Genomic DNA, 21,035 nt, shown 5'->3' with positions numbered 1-21,035 from the left:
CGCTCCAGGAGTCGATCCCGAAGCGCCCTACACGGACGTGACTGGGGTGCTGTCAGCCGTTCTTGATGCGGTTGGTGAGCTCGGTGACCTGGTTGTAGATCGAGCGTCGCTCGGCCATCAGGGCGCGGATCTTGCGGTCCGCGTGCATCACCGTGGTGTGGTCCCGGCCGCCGAACTGGGCGCCGATCTTGGGCAGGGAGAGGTCGGTCAGTTCGCGGCACAGGTACATCGCGATCTGGCGGGCCGTCACCAGGACGCGGCTGCGGGAGGATCCGCAGAGGTCCTCCACCGTCAGGCCGAAGTAGTCGGCTGTCGCCGCCATGATGGCCGGCGCCGTGATCTCCGGGGACGCGTCCTCGCCACCAGGGATCAGGTCCTTGAGGACGATCTCCGTGAGTCCCAGGTCCACAGGCTGTCGGTTGAGTGACGCGAATGCCGTGACCCGGATCAACGCCCCTTCCAGCTCGCGAATGTTGCGCGAGATACGGGACGCGATGAACTCGAGGACCTCCGGAGGCGCGTTGAGCTGCTCCTGCACGGCTTTCTTACGGAGGATCGCGATGCGGGTCTCCAGCTCGGGCGGCTGGACGTCCGTGATCAGGCCCCACTCGAACCGGTTGCGCAGCCTGTCCTCCAGAGTCACCAGCTGCTTGGGAGGCCGGTCACTGGAGAGCACGATCTGCTTGTTGGCGTTGTGGAGGGTGTTGAAGGTGTGGAAGAACTCCTCCTGCGTCGACTCCTTGTCCGCGAGGAACTGGATGTCGTCGACAAGAAGGATGTCCATCTCGCGGTAGCGCTTGCGGAAGCTGTCGCCCTTGCCGTCGCGGATGGAGTTGATGAACTCGTTGGTGAACTCCTCGGAGCTCACGTAGCGCACGCGCGTGCCCGGATAGAGACTACGGGCGTAGTGCCCGATCGCGTGCAAGAGGTGTGTCTTGCCGAGCCCCGACTCCCCATAGATGAAGAGGGGGTTGTACGCCTTGGCCGGCGCTTCGGCGACAGCGACCGCGGCTGCGTGCGCGAACCGGTTCGAGGCGCCGATGACGAAGGTGTCGAAGAGGTACTTGGGATTCAGGCGGGCGGTCGGCTCACCGGGGCCTGTCGCCGGTGCGGGCTGCGCCGCGAGTGGACCGGGAGCGCCACTGGGCACACCTCGACCGCCGGGGCCAGGACCTGTGGGGCCGCCGTCCGGACTGCGGCGGCCGCCCACTGACGGCTCTCCTTGATCACGCCGCTGGCGGCGGTCGTGCGGCGAGTTGTATGAACCGCGCTCGTCGTAAGAGCGCCGCTCGTCGTAGGAGGGACGCTCTTCATAAGAGGGGCGCTCCGCCTGCTTCTGCTCGTAAGGGGAGCGGTCGGGCTGCTGGTCGTAGCGGCCACGCTCGGGGTCGTACGGCTGCTGCTCGTAGGGCGATCGTTCTTGCTGCCGGTAGTCGTGCTGCGGCTGGTGCGAGGGGCTCGCGTACGGGTCGCGTTCCGGGAAGCCGAGCCGCGGCTGCTGCCAGCTGTACTCGTCCTGCGGTCGCGGCCAGGCGCCCGGCTCGGGTCGCTGGTAGTCCGGGTATGCGGGTCGGGCGGTGGGGAGCGGGTCGGTGCGCGGGGCCGGTGACTGCTCGCCGCGCGGGCCTTGGCCGTGCTCCTCCGGCCCGCGTCGCTCGTAGCCGTCGTAGGTGTCGCGGCTCTCGTACGAGTCGCGGGGCTGGCCGGGGGCGGAGGGCGCCTCGGTGTCCTCGTAGCGGTGCTGCTGGGCCGGTGGGGCGGCCGGCATGGGTGTCTCGCCCACGGAGTCGTCGACCGCGATCGCGATCCGGATGGGGCGCCCGCATTCGCGGCTCAGGGTCTCGCTGAGAACCGGGGCGAGGCGGCCCTCGAGTACGCCCTTCGCGAATTCGTTGGGCACTGCGAGGAGTGCGGTGTCGGCGACCAGGGCCAGTGGCTGGCAGCGCCGGATCCAGTGTTCGTCCTTCGTCTCGACGCCCTGCCCACGGCCTTCCCCGAGGAGATTCTCCAGAACTTGTGGCCACACTGCGGCAAGATCGGCAGGTACGTCAGCCACAGGGCACGCTCTCTCGCTGGTCCCACGAACGTGTGGTTCTGGGACGGATCGGGAAGAAAATCGGGTGGGACGGTGAGAAGGGAACGAATCGGAGTTCAGCCACGGTAGTCAGCGCGACCGCTGCGGTTCAAGTTGTTGTCCCCAGCCTGTGGACAGTGTCTCGCGCGTGAGGCTGGTTTGACCGGATGGCGTAGCCGCGCGTACCGTAACCAGGTCGAGTTGTCGATGGCTGCTGCCGCCTGCCTCCGATGGGCAAGGTCACGGTCCCCGCATTTTGAGGGTCGTGTAGCGGTGCACTCGGGCGTATTGCGAGCTACTCGTGGGCGCACGGTGACAGCCAGGCGATGTCCCGCCACCACACGATTTTCTGGAGCCCCCGAGTGAGCAAGCGCACCTTCCAGCCGAACAACCGTCGTCGCGCCAAGACCCACGGTTTCCGCCTTCGCATGCGGACCCGCGCCGGTCGTGCGATTCTCGCCAACCGCCGTGGCAAGGGTCGCAGCAGCCTGTCCGCCTGATCTCGTAATCAGGTCATGACGTGCTGCCTACCGAATATCGGCTGAGGCGGCGCGAAGACTTCGCGACCGCGGTACGCCGAGGACGCCGGGCCGGTCGCCCGCTTCTCGTCGTCCATCTACGTAGCGGTTCAACGGACCCGCACGCGCTTGGGGAGAGCGTTTCCCCATCGCGTGCGGGTTTCGTCGTGAGCAAAGCCGTAGGTGGAGCCGTGGTACGGAACGCGGTCAAGCGCCGACTTCGCCACCTCATGCGCGACCGGGTGGCCTTGTTGCCCCCAGGTAGCCTGGTAGTCGTACGCGCGTTGCCCGGATCGGGTGACGCTACCCACGCACAGCTGGCCCGAGACCTGGACGCCGCCCTTCAGCGGTTGCTGGGAGGGGGCGCGCGATGAAGTACCCACTGCTCGCTTTGATCAAGATCTACCAGTGGACCATCAGTCCGCTGCTCGGTCCGGTGTGCAAGTACTACCCGTCGTGTTCGCACTACGGCTTCACGGCCATCGACCGGCATGGTGCGATCAAGGGAACAGCCCTTACCGCCTGGCGCATCCTTCGATGCAACCCATGGTCGCCCGGCGGTGTAGACCACGTTCCACCACGCAAGCGTCCGCGCTGGCACGAGATGCTCCGCGACGCCTTGCGCGGGGACAAGAAAGCGACCCCCGTCGTTGAGGGCGACAGCCCCTCTGCCCAGGACGGCCCGTCCGCAGCGACCTCGCCCAATGCCCAAGGAGCCTGATCAGGGACATGATTTCCGATATCGTCAACGCGATTTCCGGTGTCTTCGCGTTTCTCACGACCCCGGTGTCCTGGGTCATCGTCCAGTTCCACAAGGTCTTCGGGGCCGTCTTCGGCCCTGACACCGGATGGGCCTGGGGTCTGTCGATCGTGTCCCTGGTGGTGCTGATCCGGATCTGCCTGATCCCGCTCTTCGTGAAGCAGATCAAGGCCACCCGGAACATGCAGCTGCTCCAGCCTCAGATGAAGGCGATCCAGGAGCGGCACAAGAGCGACAAGCAGCGTCAGTCCGAAGAGATGATGAAGCTCTACAAGGAGACGGGTACCAACCCGCTCTCCTCGTGTCTTCCCATCCTGGTGCAGTCGCCGTTCTTCTTCGCGCTCTACCACACGCTCTCCGGTATCGCCGACAACAAGAAGATCGGCGTCATCGACCAGTCGCTGCTGGACAGTGCGCAGAAGGCGCACATCTTCGGTGCCCCGCTTGCCGCCAAGTTCACGGACAGTGCCAGCGAGCTCGCCAAGATGGGCGCCTCTCTGACCGATGTCCGCGTGGTCACCGCGATCATGATCATTCTGATGTCGGCGTCGCAGTTCTACACGCAGCGTCAGCTGATGACCAAGAACGTCGACCTCACGGTGAAGACGCCGTTCATGCAGCAGCAGAAGATGCTGATGTATGTCTTCCCCCTGATCTTCCTTTTCATGGGTATCAACTTCCCCGTCGGCGTTCTCGTCTACTGGCTGACCACCAACGTGTGGACCATGGGCCAGCAGATGACCGTGATCAGCAGGAACCCCACGCCGGGCAGCGCGGCGCAGGCCAAGATGCTCGGGGTCATGCAGAAGCACGTCGTCACGCACGGTTCCACGCGCACCAAGCGTGAGCGCAACATTGTCAAGGGCATCGTCGCCAAGGGCCGCGACCGCAACGAGCAGGAGCGCAAGTTCATCAACGGCCTGAGCAAGGCCGGTCTCGCGGCGCAGGCCGACGGCACCGTGGTGAAGAGTTCCGCTGCCACGGAGGCCCTGGACGAGGACGGCACGGCCGCCGGCACCCCGAAGCGGCAGCAGCCCAAGCGTCAGTCCAAGTCGCAGCGTCAGACGGGTGTCACCGCCCCGGGCGGAAAGCCCGAGCCCTCTTCGCCGGAGAAGCCCTCGCTGGAGAAGAAGGACGAGCCGGAGGACGCCGCTCCTCAGGCGAAGCAGAGCGGATCCACGCCCGCGGCTGGGTCGAACGGCCGGAGCAAGGCCAAGTCCGGCCAGCGCAAGGGCCAGCAGCGTTCCAAGTCCTCGTCCAAGAAGTAACCCTCGACGTAAGAAGGAGTCCATCCCGTGACGGAAGGCACCACCTCCGCCGCTCCTGAGGCCGGCGACACCCTCACCCGCCTTGAGCAGGAGGGTGAGATCGCTGCGGACTACCTTGAGGGTCTGCTGGACATCGCCGACCTCGACGGTGACATCGACATGGACGTCGAGGCCGACCGCGCCGCCGTGTCCATCGTCAGTGACGCGAGCGGTCGCGATCTGCAGAAGCTGGTCGGCCGCGATGGAGAGGTCCTCGAGGCCCTTCAGGAGCTGACCCGTCTCGCGGTGCACCGCGAGACGGGTGACCGCAGCCGCCTGATGCTGGACATCGGCGGATACCGCGCCAAGAAGCGTGCCGAGCTCACCGAGCAGGGCGCCAAGGCCTCGGCCGAGGTGAAGAACACCGGTGAGCCGGTCAAGATGAAGCCGATGACGCCGTTCGAGCGCAAGGTGGTGCACGACGCGGTCAAGGCTGCCGGCCTGCGCAGCGAGTCCGAGGGCGAGGAGCCCCAGCGCTTCGTCGTCGTGCTTCCTGCCTGATCGGCACGTCGCTTCCCGGCCCCGTCTGTTCGCAGGCGGGGCCGATCTTTGTCAGCCTGTTAGTCAGCCACCCAGTGCGGTATTGCGGTACGGAAGGACGGTCCCCGTGACGGAGGCAGCAGAACTCCCCCCGGCTCCGGAGCAGGCCCGGGCGGTATTCGGCGAGCGCTTCCCCGATGCCGTCCGGTACGCGGAGCTGCTCGCCGACGCGGGGGTGCAGCGGGGTCTCATCGGGCCTCGCGAGGTGCCGCGTCTGTGGGAGCGGCACATTCTCAACTGCGCTGTGCTCTCCGAGGTGGTTCCGGAGGGTGTCACCGTGTGCGACGTCGGTTCGGGTGCCGGGCTGCCTGGTATTCCGCTGGCGCTGGTGCGGCCGGACCTCAAGATCACGCTTCTTGAGCCGCTGCTGCGCCGTACGACGTTCCTGACCGAGGTGGTCGAGCTGCTCGGGCTCGCTCACGTGACGGTGGTGCGCGGTCGCGCCGAGGAAGTTCTCGGCAAGCTGACGCCCGTCCATGTCGTCACGGCGCGGGCTGTGGCTCCGCTGGATCGGCTCGCCGCGTGGGGTGTTCCGCTGCTTCGGCCGTACGGGGAGATGCTGGCCCTCAAGGGCGATACGGCCGAGGAGGAACTCAAGGGGGCCGGCGCGGCGCTGAGCAAGCTCGGCGCGGTGAAGACCTCGGTGCTGCACGTCGGTGAGGGTGCGGTCGACCCGCTGTCCACTGTGGTGCGTGTGGAGGTCGGTGAGAGCCCGGGCGGCGTGCGTTTCGCCGCCAAGCGCGCCAAGGCGGCTCGCACGGGGCGCACCCGGCGTAGGCGTTGATCACTGGGACGGTGTAGTGATGTGTACCGCTGATCCGTCCTGACGACCAGCGGTACTCCACAAAAGCTGTCAAACGTACGCATGTCGGGGTGTCGCGCGTGACTGCGCCGAGCCGCGGTGCATCGTGTTTCACGTGAAACGTCGCTCACTGCTGCATGGCATCATCAGTCGCGGCCGCGCAGCGGCCGCCCCCCGCGACCGTAGACCTTTCGGATCCCTCGATGCGGGCACGGAGTTGTCCACAGAGAGGGATCCATCCACAGAAGACCGGGCCTCGCTGGTTCTCGACCCCGAAGACATGGGAGGCTCTGTTCATTGCGAGCCTGAAGTCGAGGAGAGTGAATCCTTGCGGTCCGACGCCAACATCGCGGGACCGATGACCGATCCGGTCCCCGGTCCCCGCACCGAATCGGCGGGGGAGGATGTTTCACGTGAAACGCCGCCCCCGATGGACGACACACCCATCGGTCGCGCTGCCCAACTGGCAGTGGAGGCTCTTGGCCGGGCAGGCGAAGGCCTGCCACGTCCGGAGCAGACCCGCGTCATGGTGGTGGCCAACCAGAAGGGCGGGGTCGGTAAGACCACGACGACGGTCAACCTTGCGGCCTCGCTCGCGCTGCACGGCGCACGCGTCCTGGTGGTCGACCTGGATCCACAGGGCAACGCCTCTACGGCTCTGGGTATCGATCACCACGCCGACGTGCCCTCCATCTACGACGTTCTGGTCGAGAGCAGGCCACTGTCGGAGGTGGTCCAGCCCGTCGCTGATGTCGAAGGCCTCTTCTGTGCTCCGGCCACCATCGATCTCGCCGGCGCAGAGATCGAGCTTGTCTCCTTGGTCGCACGCGAGAGCCGACTGCAGCGAGCCATTCAGGCGTACGAGCAGCCGCTGGACTACATCCTGATCGACTGCCCGCCGTCGCTCGGTCTCCTGACGGTCAACGCCCTCGTCGCGGGGGCCGAGGTGCTGATCCCGATCCAGTGCGAGTACTACGCGCTGGAGGGGCTCGGTCAGCTCTTGCGCAATGTGGATCTCGTGCGGGGGCATCTCAACCCCAACCTGCACGTCTCGACGATCCTGTTGACGATGTACGACGGGCGCACGCGGCTGGCCTCCCAGGTAGCCGACGAGGTGCGTAGCCACTTTGGCGAGGAGGTGCTGCGGACGAGCATTCCTCGCTCGGTGCGCATCTCCGAGGCGCCGAGCTACGGCCAGACGGTGCTGACCTACGATCCAGGGTCGAGCGGTGCGCTCTCCTACCTCGAAGCGGCGCGTGAGATGGCGCTGCGCGGGGTCGGAATCCACTACGACGCCCAGCATGCCCACGCGGGCACTCAACTTGACCAGCAGAGCACGCCGGAGGGTATTCAGTGAGCGAGCGACGGAGGGGACTGGGCCGTGGTCTCGGCGCACTGATCCCGGCTGCACCCACGCCAGAGAAGTCAGCATCGAGTACCACGGCAGGAGGAGCTTCGGCCTCTCCATCTGGTGTGCCGCTGCTGACAGCGGAGCGCGGAGTGGCGGCCGCGAAGGTGGCAGCGCTTCCGCAGGCCCCGGTTCCACGTGAAACCGAAGAGACGATCAGCAGTGCGGCAGACAGCTTCGAGAATCCTTCGGGAGCGTATTTCGCCGAACTGCCGATCGATGCCATTACGCGCAACCCCCGGCAGCCGCGTGACGTGTTCGACGAGGATGCCCTCGCCGAACTCATCACGTCCATCAAGGAAGTCGGCCTGCTGCAGCCCGTCGTTGTACGGCAGGTGGCGTCCGGGCGCTACGAGCTCATCATGGGTGAGCGCCGTTGGCGGGCCTGCCGTGAGGCGGGACTTGAACGCATCCCTGCCATCGTGCGGGCCACGGAGGACGAGAAGCTCCTTCTCGACGCGCTCCTGGAGAACCTGCACCGGGCACAGCTGAACCCGCTGGAAGAGGCCGCCGCCTACGACCAGTTGCTCAAGGACTTCAACTGCACGCACGACCAGCTGGCGGACCGCATCGGCCGGTCGCGTCCGCAGGTGTCCAACACGCTGCGGCTGCTGAAGCTCTCGCCTGCGGTGCAGCGGCGGGTCGCGGCAGGTGTCCTGTCAGCGGGCCACGCTCGTGCGCTGCTGTCCGTCGAGGACTCGGAGGAGCAGGATCGTCTCGCCCACCGCATCGTGGCCGAGGGGCTCTCGGTGCGGGCCGTCGAGGAGATCGTGACCCTTATGGGGTCGCGGCCCACGAGCACGGCGCGGGCGAAGGGGCCGAGGGCCGGCGCGCGCGTGTCTCCGGCGCTGAACGTCCTCGCCACGAGGCTCTCGGACCGGTTCGAGACCCGGGTGAAGGTCGACCTGGGTCAGAAGAAGGGCAAGATCGTCGTCGAGTTCGCGTCGATGGACGATCTGGAGCGCATCCTGGGCACGCTGGCTCCGGGCGAAGGACCGGTTCTGCAGAACGGTCTGTCCGAAGCGGGCGAGGGCGACGAGCAGGACTGACCTGCCTCGTGCGACCGAAAGGCGGGCTGTGTCCGGTGTGTACCGGAACACGGCCCGCTCTTTGCTTTCTTACGGTATCGATGGAATCGCATCGTGGTTACGATGCGACCGGGAAGAGCGCATTCACCCGACAGCACCTCACAGGGGAGGCGGGGGTCATGCGATCGGTGAGTCGCACCGGACTGATGACTGCGGGTCTCGGACTGGGCGCGGTCGGCGGATTCGTCGGCAGCCTGCTCATGGAGCGGGGCGCACTGACAGCCGCCCGCATCGCTGCGGGGGAAGGAAGCGAGGATCTGCCTTCATGGGGCGTCGGCTCGTACCGCTCACGCTGGACAACCTTCCGGACCTTCCCAAGCGTTGCCGGTCGTGTGTCTTCTGGGAGTTGGACCCAGTCAGCGGTGAGGCCGCGGTAAGAGCGGGCACACCGGAGCTGGAGAAGGAAGCGTGGATCTCGGGCGTCCTACTGGAGTGGGGCTCGTGCGGTCGCGTTGTCTACGTCGATGACGTCCCGGTCGGGTTCGTGCTCTATGCGCCGCCCGCGTACGTCCCTCGGTCCACCGCGTTCCCCACCAGCCCGGTGTCCCCCGATGCCGTTCAGTTGATGACGGCTTGGATCATGCCGGGCTATCAGGGGCAGGGGCTCGGCAGAGTCATCGTGCAGACCGTCGCCAAGGACTTGCTGAGCCGGGGCTTCAAGGCGATCGAGGCCTTCGGCGATGCTCACTGGAAAGAGCCCGCCTGCCTGCTTCCGGCTGACCACCTGCTGGCTGTCGGCTTCAAAACGGTCCGGCCCCATCCTTCGTATCCGAGACTGCGCCTGGATCTGCGGACGGCGCTCTCCTGGAAAGAAGATGTCGAGATGGCACTGGATCGGCTGTTGGGCGCGGTGCAGAAGGAACCCGTACTGCGGCCGCTGTAAGCACCCCGCAACGCCGAAGGGCCAACCCGCCTGGGTTGGCCCTTCGTGTTTCACGTGAAACAGCGACTGCCGTCCGTGAAAACGCTCGTCGGAATTACTCGGCGATGAAGTCCTCGAGGTCGCGCACGATCGCAGCCTTGGGCTTGGCACCGACGATGGTCTTGGCGACCTCGCCACCCTGGTAGACGTTCAGGGTCGGGATCGACATGACACCGTACTTGGCGGCGATGCCCGGGTTCTCATCGATGTTCAGCTTGACGACCTCGATCTTGTCGCCGTACTCGGCAGCGATGGCCTCGAGCGACGGCGCGATCTGGCGGCACGGACCGCACCAGGCGGCCCAGAAGTCGACCAGGACGGGCTTGTCACTCTTCAGGACGTCCTCGTCGAAGGAGGCGTCCGTCACGTTCTTCAGGGTGCCGGCCACAGCGGGCTCCTCATTTCTCTGGGGGGTGTGGGAGTGAAAGTTTGGAGGTCAGACGCTGGCGGTCGGCGTCTTCTCGGGCTCGGCGGACTCGCCGTCGGCGAGCGCGGCCAGGAAGCGCTCCGCGTCGAGAGCGGCGGAGCAGCCGGTGCCGGCCGCTGTGATCGCCTGACGGTAGGTGTGGTCCACGACGTCACCGGCGCCGAAGACTCCGGTCAGGTTCGTGCGCGTCGACGGGGCCTGCACCTTCAGGTAGCCCTCGTCGTCCAGGTCGAGCTGTCCCTTGAAGAGCTCCGTGCGCGGGTCGTGGCCGATCGCGATGAACAGACCGGTCACCGGCAGCTCGGCAGTCTCGCCCGTCTTGAGGTTGCGCAGCGTCAGACCGGCGAGCTTCGGGTCGCCCTTGATCTCGGCGACCTCGCTGTCCCAGATGAACTTGATCTTCGGGTCGGCGAGGGCGCGCTCCTGCATCGCCTTGGAGGCGCGCAGGGTGTCGCGGCGGTGCACGATCGTCACGGACTTGGCGAAGCGCGAGAGGAAGGTGGCTTCCTCCATCGCGGTGTCGCCACCGCCGATCACGGCGATGTCCTGGTCCTTGAAGAAGAACCCGTCGCAGGTTGCGCACCAGGAGACTCCGCGGCCGGACAGCGCGTCCTCGTTCGGCAGGCCGAGCTTGCGGTGCTGGGAGCCGGTGGTGACGATGACGGCCTTCGCGCGGTGCACAGTGCCGGCGGTGTCCGTCACGGTCTTGATCTCACCGGACAGGTCCACATTCACGATATCGTCGGGCACGAGCTCGGCGCCGAAGCGCTCGGCCTGGCCGCGCATGTTGTCCATGAGCTCGGGGCCCATGATGCCGTCCTGGAAGCCGGGGAAGTTCTCCACCTCGGTCGTGTTCATCAGCGCGCCACCTGCGGTGACTGCGCCCTCGAACACAAGCGGCTTCAGCGACGCGCGCGCGGTGTAGAGCGCCGCCGTGTAGCCGGCGGGCCCGGACCCGATGATGATCACGTTTCGGACGTCGCTCACGGCTTGATTCCTCGTCTCTGCGGGACTGCTGCGTACTGCCGGGGGAGCCTCTTCTCAGGACTCTCACCCCACCCAACGGATCCTACGGGGCGTGCATTCCCGAAGTGTCCGGGCGCACTCCCGAAGTGCCTTCGGGCGCCCCTCAGCCGCGGTCGTAGTCGTGGGTGTACAGCAGCTTGCCCGCGGAGGTGGCCTGCTTCACGCAGGCGGAGTCCACGATGAAGGCCGTGACGCGATGAGCCGGATCGGTCTTGTGGGGCAGCACGACGAGGTAGACGCTTTTCCCTTCGTACGTGCCTTTCTCAGCAGCCAGAGGATCCTCGTTGCGGTGGGTTCCGAGCTGGACGCAGGCCGGGACCGTGGTGGCCAGCTTCGGCATCGGCCGGAGCGACTGCGGCGTCTTGGGGCCGCTCTCTTGCGTGCCGAAGGACGGTTCGCTCAAGGAAGGGGACGGCGACGCTTCGCCGCCCGTGCCGAGCAGTTCCGACACCTTTGCGTTCAGTGAGCCTTCGGCGAGGGTGTCAGCGGCTCCGCTTTCCCTCGCGGTCGGAGTGCCGTCCCCGTTCTGCAGAAGCAGGACTCCCACGCCGAGGGCGGCCGCTGTCAGGGCCGCGCCGAGTGCGGCGCTCGTACGACGCCGCACGGATCGGGGCTTGCGTCCTGGGCCGGCGGCGGCACGCGGGTGCCCCGCCGGCCGGTCCATGGAACGCGGGGGCGGCTCGGGAGCGTCGACGCCCGATGTTTCACGTGAAACGGGATCGGTTGTTTCCTGCGCGTCTTCTTCCGCGTCGGCCGGGGCCGGGGCGAGCGTGTACAGGAGAGCTTCTGCGGCCAGTGCCGCATCGATGCGGCCGGCGATGTCCTCGGGCATGCGCGGTGGGTCCGGCAGAGCGCCGAGCGTGCCGCGGATCTCCTCTATCGAGGCGTAGACGTCGGCGCACAGGACACAACTGTCGAGGTGCCGCCGGATGTCGGATGTGCGGGACGGGGGCAGCAGTCCTTCGGCGAGGTCGGAGATCTCGGTGACCTCCGGATGCTCTGCCGTGTCGGTCGTGGATGTCACGCTCGCCCACCTCCGCCCTTCACCGCAGCCGAATCGTGTGGTCCTGCCTCGTCCCGAGGGCCCGCTGCCGGTGGGACGGACGTCCCCTCCGTCCGGTTCCTTCCGGGGGGCCGGTTCTCGCCACTTCCCTGGCCGTCGCTCTCTGTCCGGAGGTGTGTCACGAGAGGGAGGAGTCTCGCCCTGCCGCGGGCGCAGCGACTTTTGACGGTGCCGGTGGGGACGTCGAGGATCCGGGCGGCCTCCGCCACCGGGTAACCCTGCATGTCGACGAGGACGAGAGCGGCCCGTTGGTCGGACGGCAGGGATCCCAGGGCTTCCAGGAGCTCTCGGTGGAGGTCGTTGCGCTCCGCTGGAGCGGCCGCGGACTCGTGCGGCTCCAGCAGCTGGTCGAGGCGCTCGGTGTCGTCCACGGGTGAAGTCTTCCGGGAGGCCGTCTTGCGGGCCCGGTCCAGGCATGCGTTCACGGTGATGCGGTGCAGCCAGGTCGTCACGGCGGACTGTCCGCGAAAGGTGTGCGCGGCGCGGTAGGCGGACACCAGGGCATCCTGCACCGCGTCTGCGGCTTCTTCCCGGTCTCCCAGTGTCCTGAGGGCCACGGCCCAGAGCCGGTCCCGGTGTCGGCGCACGATCTCACCGAAGGCGTCTTTGTCTCCCGCGACGTGACGGGTCAGGAGCTCGGAATCCGAGAGCTCGGAGTGGGTTGACCGGCTGTCCATGCTTGTCCCCCGGAGGCCGTAGGGGAGGTGGCTCATGACCCCAACTCGTAGACCGTTCGCCAGAATGCCATAGATCGGGCCTGGGGCGGGGCGTCCGGAGGAAGGTAGGACGGCGATCCGGCCGGATGAGCCCGCCGGTCTCGGATAGTTCACCGGCGGTGGCCCCACCACGGCTGAAGGGCGCAGGGACACACACAAGAAAATGGCCCTGAGGAGCTGCGCTCGGCGCAGTCCCCCACGGCCATCTCTGCATGGTTCAGCTCGTGACCTTGATGTCCTTCACACGTCCGCGGTAGGTGCCGTCCTCAGTCATCGGCAGTTTGGTCAGCCAGACCAGGAGATACCGGGACTTGAGGGCCTTCTCCGGTTTGAGCGTGACGCTCGTGCCCGATCCCGTCGCAGACTTTTGGAACGCGCTGAAGGACGTGGGCTGTGAACTGTCATTGCTTGTGACGGCACGGAGTTCGACGGAGGTGTCTCCCACGAAGGAGACCTTCACCTGCCCGACCTCCTGCACCTTCCCCAGATCGAGCACTATCCCCAGGCCCGGCTTGAGGTTTCCGAACTCGGCGCCTTTGTAGAAGTCCGTCTGCCAGTACGACGACGGATCGCTGTCGTACGCCTTGCCTATGTCCGACGGCTTCTCGGAGTTGTCACCGAACGGGTCGAAGTCGTGTGCTCCGCTGATGGCGATGGACGTACCCGCCGGCTTCGTCGGGTTCTTGCCGTCGCCGTCCGTCGTCTGTGTCTGCTTCGTCTCGTCCGAGTCGCCCCCCTGGTTCATCAGCGCGTCGGCCAGCTGCCAACTGCCAAGACCCAGCGCAGCGATCAGCAGCGCCGAGACAGCCCACTTGAGGGCCTTCCCGGTACGGCTCTGCAACGGGGACGGCGGCGCCGTCAGGGGCTGAGTGACGCCGGGGGCGGCAGGCCGTCCGTACGTCCCCTGCTGGTACGTCGTCCGCTGGTACTCGGGCGGCGCGGTGAACGCGGGCTCAGGCGGACGGATCTTGGGCATCTCGCCGATGGCCTTCACCAGGTCCTCCGGCGTGGTGCACGGGGGTTCCTGGCGGGACGCCGTCGCCCCGTCGTTGGCGAGCGCGCGCATGGCGAGCTCCGCGAGGCCGCGGTGAACGCCGGCCCGCACCTGGTCGGGGGCGATGAGGCCCACGCCCTTGGGCAGCCCTGACAAGCCGTACGCGTCGTTCTCGTACGGCCAGCGCTGGGTCAGGACGGCGTAGAGGAGTGCGCCGATGGCCTCGGTGTCGGTGCGCTGCGGGGTGTCGGATGTGATGCCGCGCAGCGCGGCGTTCACGGCGAGGCCGCGGATGCGCCACTGCCCGGTGGAGGTGCGCAGCACGGCACTGGGCGTGAGTCGCAGATGGGCGAGGCCTTCGCGGTGTGCGGCGGCCATGGCGTAGGAGATCTGGCTGACCATCTGGTACGCGTCGTGTGCCTCGAGGGAACCCGTCGCGAGCAGTGCCGTCAGCTCGGTGGCGTCGGGCAGCCACTCGTGGACGACGTAGACGAGATCGTTTTCCTCGACCGCGTCCAGGACCTGTACGAATCTCGGGTCGCCGAGCAGCGCCGACGAGCGGGCGGCAGCCAGCACGGAGCGGGCCCGCGGGTGGTCGGCGGGCAGCAGGTGCACGCCGACGGCCCGGCGGAGTTTCTCGTCGACCGCACGCCAGCTGCTGAAACCGTCCAGACGAGTGACGCATTCTTCGAGTCGGTAGCGTCTGGCGAGCTTGTGGCCGCTGTGCAGTTCGGGCGGTGAGGACGTGGCGGGGCTCACGTGTGTCCCCGTTTCCGCGGTGTCCGCGGGTTCCTCGCGTGCTGTGGTCTCTCGTTCCGCGATCGTGGCCACCCCGTCGGCCGTGGCCTGCTCCGCCTTGGCGGTCAGCGGTTCGTCACCGCCGTTGTCGGCCACGTCGACGGCAGCCGTGCTCCGTTCCGCCACCGTCGTTCCTGCCTCCCCATCCGTTGCAATCACTCCGACGCCAAAGCCAATTGTGCCCACAGTCCTGCGCTATGCACGACACGCGGTGGTCGCCGATGGTTGTGCGCGATTCCGACCGAGTCAGCGACCGAGTCGACCGCGGACCATACCAACCATCGAATTCAGCTCCTCGATCCGCATTTTGCGGGCTGCCACGTAGAAGGCGCCCAGCAGTGCCGCACCACCGACGACCAGCGCCGCGATCGATCCGAATACTCCGTGGCCGAGCACTTCGGTGAGCGCGTACCCGATTCCGCCGCCGATGATCGCGGCAGGTAGCGCAGCGAGGCAGAGCCGGGCGTACGTACGGACGACGTTCGCGCCGTCCAGGTCGCCGCCGAGCCGCTTGCGCAGCCGCTGCCACGCGACACCGACACCGATCGCGTACGCGAGACCGTACGAGAAGGCCATGCCGACGACCGCCCACCGGGCGGGCAGGATCACGTAGCACAGGGCCGAGGCGGCGGCGTTGACCGCGGCGACGATGACCGTGTTGTAGAAGGGCGTCCGGGTGTCCTCGTAGGCGTAGAAGCCGCGCAGCACTACGTACTGCACGGAGAACGGAATGAGGCCGAGGCCGAACGCCATGAGGATGTAGCCCATGGACTGGGCGGCTCCGGCGCCGCTGGAGCCGAACAGCAGGGTGCACATCGGGACGCCGAGTGCGACGAACATGAAGGCCACCGGAACGATCGCCACGGCCGAGGTGCGCAGGCCCGAGGAGATGTCGTCGCGGACCGCGCCCGGGTCGCCGTCGTGGGCGGCGCGCGAGATGCGCGGCAGCATGGCGGCCATGACGGAGACGGTGATGATGGCCTGCGGCATGCCCCAGATCAGCTGGGCGTTCGAGTAGCCCATGATGCCGGTGCCGTTGACGTCGGAGGCCTTGCCTGCCGCGGTGGCGAGCTGGGTGACGACCAGGACGCCCGCCTGGTTGGCGAGCACGAACAGGACGGTCCACTTGGCGAGCTTGACGGCCTTGCCCAGGCCGTGGCCCTTCCAGTCGAAGCGCAGCCGGAAGCGGAAGCCGGTCTCGCGCAGGTACGGGATCATCGCCAGGGCCTGCACGGTCAGACCGAGCAGCGTGCCGATGCCCAGCAGCCGGACCCCGTCCGGCGGGATGTTGGTCACCTGCATACCGGAGTCGGCCGCGGTTCCGTAAACCCAGATGAACAGGCCGAACGTGAAGATCATGACGATGTTGTTGAGGACCGGGGTCCACATCATCGCGCCGAACTTTCCGCGGGCGTTCAGGATCTGGCCCATGACGACGTGCACACCCATGAAGAAGATCGTGGGCAGGCAGTAGCGGGCGAAGGTGATGCCGACGTTGTTGGCCGCGGGGTCACTGGCGACCGGGACGGACATCAGCTTGATCAGCAGTGGAGCCGCGAAGACCACGAGCGCCACAATGGCCGCGAGCGCGACCATGACGAGGGTGAGCAGGCGGTTCGCATAGGCCTCGCCGCCGTCCTCGTCCTCCTTCATGGAGCGGACGAGCTGGGGCACGAACACCGAGTTGAGGCCGCCGCCGACGGTCAGGATGTAGATCATCGTGGGCAGCGTGTACGCGACGGTCCAGGTGTCACCGAGCAGACCGGAGCCGAGCGCCGCGGTGATGATCACGGTCCGGATGAAGCCGGTGAGGCGGGAGACCAGCGTGCCCGCCGCCATCACCGCGCTCGACTTCAGCAGGCCCGCCGCGCGGCCGCCCGTCTTCGGGGCGGGGGCCGGTGCCGCAGCCGGCGGCGGGGGCGGGGGGATTTGGCCGAGAACTCGGGTCGGGTCGTCGACCGGCGGCTCGACCGGAGCACGGCCTCCGCTGTAGCCCGGCTGCTGGTCGCGGAAGAGGTGGGCGAAGGCGTCGGGCTCGTGACGCTCCTCGCCGGCCTGCGTCACCAGGTCGTCGACGCCGACGAATTGGGTCGTCCGCGCGTCGTCGCCGTACGGCAGGTACTGGGTGGGGCCCTCCGGCTCCGGCGCGGGTGTCTGCGCCCACACACGGGGGTCGGGCTGGTACTGGTTCGTGGGCGGCGGCGCGTACAGGGGCTGTGGTGCCTGGTAGGTGCCCGGGGGCGGCGGCGGGTGTGCGGCCCGGTCGTACAGCGCTTCGGTCACCGGGTCCTGGGCGGCGAGGTCGTGCGCCCGGTACGGGTCCTGGTCGTAGGCGTCCTGGAGGTACGCGTCCTGCGGGTAGGCGTCGGGGGCGGACTGGGGTGGGGGGACCTGCCCGTCGGCCCCGTGGGAGCCGGCGTACGGGTGGCCATCGCCCGAGGCAGAGCCGCCCGAGCCCTGCCCACGGTCACCGTCGTACGGCGCGTTCATGGTTACCCCACCTCATCGTCCCCGGCCCACCGGCCACGACATCGCTCAACGGTCCACTCTCTCACCCGTGTCCGATGGGGCCGCGCTTTCCGAAGTGGTGTCAGCCATCGGGTCACTCGGCTGCTGCGGAACGTCCGCCCGCGCGGTGGGAGCCGACGCGTCCTCCGGCTCGCTCCGGGCCGCCCCGGCGTCAGCATCGTCGTCGTCCTGCGGTCCGTCCTCCTGCTGCTGGGCGGCCGCGGTGCGCTTGCGGTGGGTGTACATCCGGAATCCGGCCAGGACCAGCAGGAGGACACCGCCGCCGATGACGAGCATCACGGTCGGTGTGATCTCGGTGGCGTCGACCTGGAAGTCGATCTCATCGCCGTAGGGCTGGTTGTCCTCGGTGTACAGCTGGGCGTGGACGGTGACCGGTCCCGTGGCCTTGGCCGTGGTGGTGAACTTCACGGACTGGCTGTGTCCGCTGGCGATCTTCACCACCTTGTCCTCGGAGACGCCGTCGCCGATCTTGAGGCGGGTGCCGTTGTCCGACGTGAGGCGCAGCACCAGGTGGTCGACGTCCTGCCACAGGTTGTTCTGTACGGATACCGGAATGGTGGCGCTGCGTCCCGAGAGCCGCACTCCGGACTTCTCGATCAGCGCGACCTGACCGGTGATGTCCAGGAGGTATGACGAGACGCCCTTGCGGAACGACTCGGAGGTCCCGGTCCTGCTCCGCCATGAGGTGGACATCTCCCGGTCCATCGCGCGACCGAACGGTGTCACCACCCGGGACTGGTCGGTGAGGACGACCTTGAAGTTCTCGAGGTGGTTCTGGGTGCCCTGGATCTGCTTGAACGCATCGTCGGACAGTTCTTGCTTGCGCAGTGACTTCGGGTAGGCCCGGGTGGACGGGACGCGGGTGGTCGCGCCCGGATCGGGCTTCGCCTTGGTGGCGGCCGACAGGCTCTGGGGCTGTGTCCAGGTGCCGTCCTGAAGGGCGTGCAGCGCCTGGGCCATCGAGTGGGCCTGGCTGGTGGTGGGCATCCGCTGCGGGGCCACGACGACGCTGCGCTGCCTGTCCGTCTGCTTGGTGAGCATCAGGCTCTGGGCGAGGAACTCCTGGACGGCGAGCGCGGAGTTCTCGGCGCGGGCCATGTCGCCCTGAAACGCGGTCGACAGTCGGGCGTCGGCGACCACGGCCGTCGCGCCGCCGCCGATGGGGCGCGCGGCGGACGGCGTGTACGCCAGGTCGCCGGTGTCCCGGAAGGTGTCACTGCGCGCGATGATCTTGTTGGCGCCGGCGGAGGTGGCGACCTTGACGATGTCCGGGTCGATCGCGCCCTCGGCGGGCCACGCGTAGGACGTGTCGGCCTTCACATGAAGGATCGTGTCCACGGTCGATGTGGCCGCGTCCGTGGCGTCCTTGAGGTGCCCGAGCGACCCGGTGACCTTCGTGCCGGTGTGCGCGAGGGACGCCAGATCCGGATCGGCGAACGGCAGAGTGACCACCTTCCGGCCCTGAACGGCCGTCTGTAGGTCGTTCAACCACTCCTTGGCGATCGCCTGGTCCTTGCCGGACGTGATCTTCCCGTCCGCGCCCTTGATCTTGTACGCCTCCGTCATCGCGTCGACCGAGGCAAGCAGGTCGGGGTCGATCACCCAGGTGACGTCGAGATCGTCACCGAGCGCCAGCATCTGCTGGAGGCGGCCGCCCGGGCGGATCTGCTGGGCCAGACTGTCGTCGTTGAAGACGGGTGTCTGCTGCTCGTTCGTCCCTGTCTCGGCAGTGAGATGAGTGTCGGAGATCAGGGGCCACAGGGCGGTGGTCCTGGTCCGGGTGCTCGCTGCGCCGGGCTGCCAGGGAAGAAAGGTCCGCTGGATGCCGAGCGTCTGGTCGTACGGCTGCGCTGCTGTCCGGCCCATGAGCGCCGCACTGATCTGGTAGACGCCGTCGGCGCCGAGATGCAGCTCCTTGACCGGCACCGACAGGGTGAAGTCCTGCGTGGCGCCAGGCGCCAGTCTCGCGACCTTCTGGGCGTACCTGCTCGCGACCTCCGTGCCGTCGGGAGCGCCGCCGGAGCCGTTCTTCGCGGCGTTGTCGATCTCCGAGCGACCGCCGTAGGAAGTGCCGACCCGCAACCCCACGTGGGCGCCGGTGACGGCCTGTCTGCCGTTGTTGGTGATCGTGCCGCTGACCGTGAGCGTGTCCTGTGCCGTCGGTGCGACGGGTGAGAGCTGGTTCACGGCCACGTCGACCGTTTTCGTGCCGGTCGCGTTCGCGGCGGCCGTCGTCATGGGGGTGTCCGCCGACGCGCGGGCGGCACCGGGCAGCAAGGGCAGCGCGGCGAGGAGCGGCGCCGCAGCGAGCAGTACGCCGGTGCGCCGCAGCAGACGGCGGGCAGGTGAGGGACTCATCCCTGGGAAGTCTGCCGCCTCGGCCACGCGCTCGTCCGTCCCTCGTCGTCGTCAGTGGTCGCAGATGTGTCCACGCATGGTAACGAGGAGCACTGTGCCTTGGTGCCACGGTCCGTTTCACAAGATCGTGGAGCCAGGGTAGGGGGCCGCTTCCGCGGTCGTGCCGCGGCCCCGGGAAACGGTTCGGTCCGAGCGCTCGCGGCCACGTACCCTGTCCTGTTGTGCCGAACGCCAATGAAGACAATCCCAGTGCCCTGAGCCAGGTGCAGCACCGCGCGGTCAGCGAGCTGCTGCGGGTCTCGCCTGTCGCAGACGACCTCGCCCGCCGTTTTCAGGAGGCCGGGTTCTCTCTTGCCCTGGTCGGCGGGTCGGTCCGGGACGCACTGCTCGGCCGGCTCGGCAACGACCTGGACTTCACCACTGACGCCCGACCCGAGGACGTACTGAAGATCGTTCGTCCGTGGGCCGACGCGGTGTGGGAGGTCGGGATCGCCTTCGGCACCGTCGGCTGCCAGAAGAACGCCCGCGTCGGTGATGTCGAGCAGAGCTTCCAGGTCGAGGTCACCACGTACCGCTCCGAGGCGTACGACCGCACCTCGCGCAAGCCCGAGGTCTCCTATGGCAAGTCCATCGAGGAGGACCTCGTCCGCCGTGACTTCACCGTGAACGCGATGGCCGTCGCTCTCCCGGAGAAGGACTTCGTCGACCCGCACGGTGGGCTTGAGGATCTGGCGGCGCGCATCCTGCGCACGCCGGGCACGCCCGAGGACTCCTTCTCCGACGACCCGCTGCGGATGATGCGGGCCGCCCGTTTCGCCGCCCAGCTCGACTTCGAGGTCGACCCCGGGGTCGTCGCCGCGATGAAGGCGATGGCCGGCCGCATCGAGATCGTCTCCGCGGAGCGCGTCCGGGACGAGCTGAACAAGCTGATCCTCTCGGCACATCCGCGCAAGGGCCTGACCCTCCTCGTCGATACCGGCCTGGCCGACCACGTCCTGCCCGAGCTGCCTGCTCTGCGGCTGGAGCGTGACGAGCACCACCGGCACAAGGACGTCTACGACCACACGCTGATCGTGCTCGAGCAGGCCATGGCGCTGGAGACCGACGGCCCCGACCTGACGCTGCGCCTCGCAGCCCTGCTGCACGACATCGGCAAGCCGCGCACGCGCCGTTTCGAGACGGACGGCCGCGTCTCCTTCCACCACCACGAGGTGGTCGGCGCGAAGATGACGAAGAAGCGCATGACCGCGCTCAAGTACTCCAATGAGCTCGTGAAGGATGTCTCGCGCCTCGTCGAGCTGCATCTGCGGTTCCACGGCTATGGGACCGGCGAGTGGACGGATTCCGCTGTGCGTCGCTACGTACGGGACGCGGGGCCCCTCCTGGAGCGGCTGCACAAGCTGACCCGCTCGGATTGCACGACGCGTAACAAGCGGAAGGCGACTGCCTTGTCCCGCGCCTACGACGGCCTTGAGGAGCGCGTCGCCCGGCTGCAGGAACAGGAGGAGCTGGACTCGATCCGGCCGGACCTCGACGGCAACCAGATCATGGAGATTCTGGGTGTGGGGCCGGGCCCGGCCATCGGTCAGGCTTACAAGTTCCTGCTGGAGCTACGTCTGGAGAACGGTCCGATGGAGCATGACGCGGCAGTGTCGGCCCTCAAGCAATGGTGGGCGCAGCGCCCGCAGGACTGAGACGCGAGTGA

18 protein-coding genes are annotated in these 21,035 nt (G+C 67.7%); 10 read left to right on the top strand and 8 right to left on the bottom strand.

Going from position 1 to position 21,035, the window contains the following annotated elements; all coding sequences use genetic code 11:
• Positions 1 to 52: 52 nt before the first annotated feature.
• The gene (gene dnaA / locus ACIREE_RS18965; RefSeq protein WP_404152937.1) at positions 53 to 2,056 is read right to left on the bottom strand and encodes a chromosomal replication initiator protein DnaA; all 2,004 of its coding nucleotides are present in this window, start codon (positions 2,054 to 2,056) and stop codon (positions 53 to 55) included.
• Between the two features lie 380 nt (positions 2,057 to 2,436).
• Here dnaA and rpmH point away from each other — a divergent pair, with 380 nt between their 5' ends.
• The 9 genes from rpmH to ACIREE_RS18920 all read left to right on the top strand — a co-directional run bounded on the left by rpmH (position 2,437) and on the right by ACIREE_RS18920 (position 9,380).
• Positions 2,437 to 2,574 (top strand): 50S ribosomal protein L34, encoded by a 138-nt coding sequence (gene rpmH / locus ACIREE_RS18960; RefSeq protein WP_003967884.1) that lies wholly within the window; start codon positions 2,437 to 2,439, stop codon positions 2,572 to 2,574.
• Between the two features lie 20 nt (positions 2,575 to 2,594).
• Positions 2,595 to 2,966: a ribonuclease P protein component gene (rnpA, locus tag ACIREE_RS18955; RefSeq protein ID WP_404152934.1), complete on the top strand. Its 372-nt coding sequence runs from the start codon at positions 2,595 to 2,597 to the stop codon at positions 2,964 to 2,966.
• The gene (yidD, locus tag ACIREE_RS18950; protein ID WP_363192516.1) at positions 2,963 to 3,313 is read left to right on the top strand and encodes a membrane protein insertion efficiency factor YidD; all 351 of its coding nucleotides are present in this window, start codon (positions 2,963 to 2,965) and stop codon (positions 3,311 to 3,313) included. The genes rnpA and yidD overlap by 4 nt, the downstream gene beginning before the upstream one ends.
• 8 nt (positions 3,314 to 3,321) lie before the next feature.
• The gene (gene yidC / locus ACIREE_RS18945; protein WP_404152932.1) at positions 3,322 to 4,620 is read left to right on the top strand and encodes a membrane protein insertase YidC; all 1,299 of its coding nucleotides are present in this window, start codon (positions 3,322 to 3,324) and stop codon (positions 4,618 to 4,620) included.
• A gap of 27 nt (positions 4,621 to 4,647) precedes the next feature.
• Positions 4,648 to 5,160, top strand: a complete 513-nt coding sequence (locus ACIREE_RS18940) for a protein jag (protein WP_404152930.1) — start codon at positions 4,648 to 4,650, stop codon at positions 5,158 to 5,160.
• A 106-nt stretch (positions 5,161 to 5,266) separates the two neighbouring features.
• On the top strand, positions 5,267 to 5,983 hold the full coding sequence (gene rsmG, locus ACIREE_RS18935; RefSeq protein ID WP_404152927.1) for a 16S rRNA (guanine(527)-N(7))-methyltransferase RsmG: 717 nt from the start codon (positions 5,267 to 5,269) through the stop codon (positions 5,981 to 5,983).
• 298 nt (positions 5,984 to 6,281) lie between these two features.
• Positions 6,282 to 7,358 (top strand): ParA family protein, encoded by a 1,077-nt coding sequence (locus ACIREE_RS18930; RefSeq protein WP_404153333.1) that lies wholly within the window; start codon positions 6,282 to 6,284, stop codon positions 7,356 to 7,358.
• Entirely contained in the window at positions 7,355 to 8,458 is a 1,104-nt protein-coding gene (locus ACIREE_RS18925) for a ParB/RepB/Spo0J family partition protein (RefSeq protein ID WP_404152925.1), read from the top strand. The genes ACIREE_RS18930 and ACIREE_RS18925 overlap by 4 nt, the downstream gene beginning before the upstream one ends.
• A 304-nt stretch (positions 8,459 to 8,762) precedes the next feature.
• Positions 8,763 to 9,380 (top strand): GNAT family N-acetyltransferase, encoded by a 618-nt coding sequence (locus tag ACIREE_RS18920; protein WP_404152922.1) that lies wholly within the window; start codon positions 8,763 to 8,765, stop codon positions 9,378 to 9,380.
• A gap of 94 nt (positions 9,381 to 9,474) precedes the next feature.
• Here the strand turns inward: ACIREE_RS18920 and trxA are convergent, their stop codons facing one another.
• The 7 genes from trxA to ACIREE_RS18885 form a co-directional block, all read right to left on the bottom strand.
• Positions 9,475 to 9,807 (bottom strand): thioredoxin, encoded by a 333-nt coding sequence (gene trxA, locus ACIREE_RS18915; protein WP_404152919.1) that lies wholly within the window; start codon positions 9,805 to 9,807, stop codon positions 9,475 to 9,477.
• 48 nt (positions 9,808 to 9,855) lie between these two features.
• On the bottom strand, positions 9,856 to 10,833 hold the full coding sequence (trxB, locus tag ACIREE_RS18910; protein WP_404152917.1) for a thioredoxin-disulfide reductase: 978 nt from the start codon (positions 10,831 to 10,833) through the stop codon (positions 9,856 to 9,858).
• 142 nt (positions 10,834 to 10,975) lie between these two features.
• Positions 10,976 to 11,896 carry a hypothetical protein gene (locus tag ACIREE_RS18905; protein ID WP_404152914.1) on the bottom strand — a complete coding sequence of 307 codons (921 nt, stop codon included), beginning with the start codon at positions 11,894 to 11,896 and terminating at the stop codon, positions 10,976 to 10,978.
• Positions 11,893 to 12,612, bottom strand: a complete 720-nt coding sequence (gene sigM / locus ACIREE_RS18900) for an RNA polymerase sigma factor SigM (RefSeq protein WP_404152912.1) — start codon at positions 12,610 to 12,612, stop codon at positions 11,893 to 11,895. The genes ACIREE_RS18905 and sigM overlap by 4 nt, the downstream gene beginning before the upstream one ends.
• A 256-nt stretch (positions 12,613 to 12,868) precedes the next feature.
• On the bottom strand, positions 12,869 to 14,569 hold the full coding sequence (locus tag ACIREE_RS18895) for a protein kinase family protein (protein WP_404152909.1): 1,701 nt from the start codon (positions 14,567 to 14,569) through the stop codon (positions 12,869 to 12,871).
• Between the two features lie 120 nt (positions 14,570 to 14,689).
• Positions 14,690 to 16,933, bottom strand: a complete 2,244-nt coding sequence (gene murJ, locus ACIREE_RS18890) for a murein biosynthesis integral membrane protein MurJ (RefSeq protein WP_404152906.1) — start codon at positions 16,931 to 16,933, stop codon at positions 14,690 to 14,692.
• A gap of 45 nt (positions 16,934 to 16,978) precedes the next feature.
• On the bottom strand, positions 16,979 to 19,330 hold the full coding sequence (locus ACIREE_RS18885; protein ID WP_404152903.1) for a DUF6049 family protein: 2,352 nt from the start codon (positions 19,328 to 19,330) through the stop codon (positions 16,979 to 16,981).
• 221 nt (positions 19,331 to 19,551) lie between these two features.
• Between ACIREE_RS18885 and ACIREE_RS18880 the strand changes: the two genes are divergently transcribed.
• On the top strand, positions 19,552 to 21,024 hold the full coding sequence (locus tag ACIREE_RS18880) for a CCA tRNA nucleotidyltransferase (protein ID WP_404152900.1): 1,473 nt from the start codon (positions 19,552 to 19,554) through the stop codon (positions 21,022 to 21,024).
• Positions 21,025 to 21,035: the final 11 nt, after the last annotated feature.

It is taken from the genome of Streptomyces sp. NPDC102467 (assembly GCF_044765445.1).
GTDB lineage: Bacteria > Actinomycetota > Actinomycetes > Streptomycetales > Streptomycetaceae > Streptomyces.
Note: the sequence above shows the minus strand (reverse complement) of the source record. Positions and strands in the feature narration are given on the sequence as shown.

Coding starts and splice junctions, on each gene's coding strand:
- ACIREE_RS18930 (WP_404153333.1), top strand. CDS start 6,282: ATGGGAGGCTCTGTTCATTGCGAGCCTGAAGTCGAGGAGAGTGAATCC.
- yidC (WP_404152932.1), top strand. CDS start 3,322: ATGATTTCCGATATCGTCAACGCGATTTCCGGTGTCTTCGCGTTTCTC.
- murJ (WP_404152906.1), bottom strand. CDS start 16,933: ATGAACGCGCCGTACGACGGTGACCGTGGGCAGGGCTCGGGCGGCTCT.
- sigM (WP_404152912.1), bottom strand. CDS start 12,612: ATGGACAGCCGGTCAACCCACTCCGAGCTCTCGGATTCCGAGCTCCTG.
- ACIREE_RS18885 (WP_404152903.1), bottom strand. CDS start 19,330: ATGAGTCCCTCACCTGCCCGCCGTCTGCTGCGGCGCACCGGCGTACTG.
- ACIREE_RS18920 (WP_404152922.1), top strand. CDS start 8,763: ATGGGGCGTCGGCTCGTACCGCTCACGCTGGACAACCTTCCGGACCTT.
- yidD (WP_363192516.1), top strand. CDS start 2,963: ATGAAGTACCCACTGCTCGCTTTGATCAAGATCTACCAGTGGACCATC.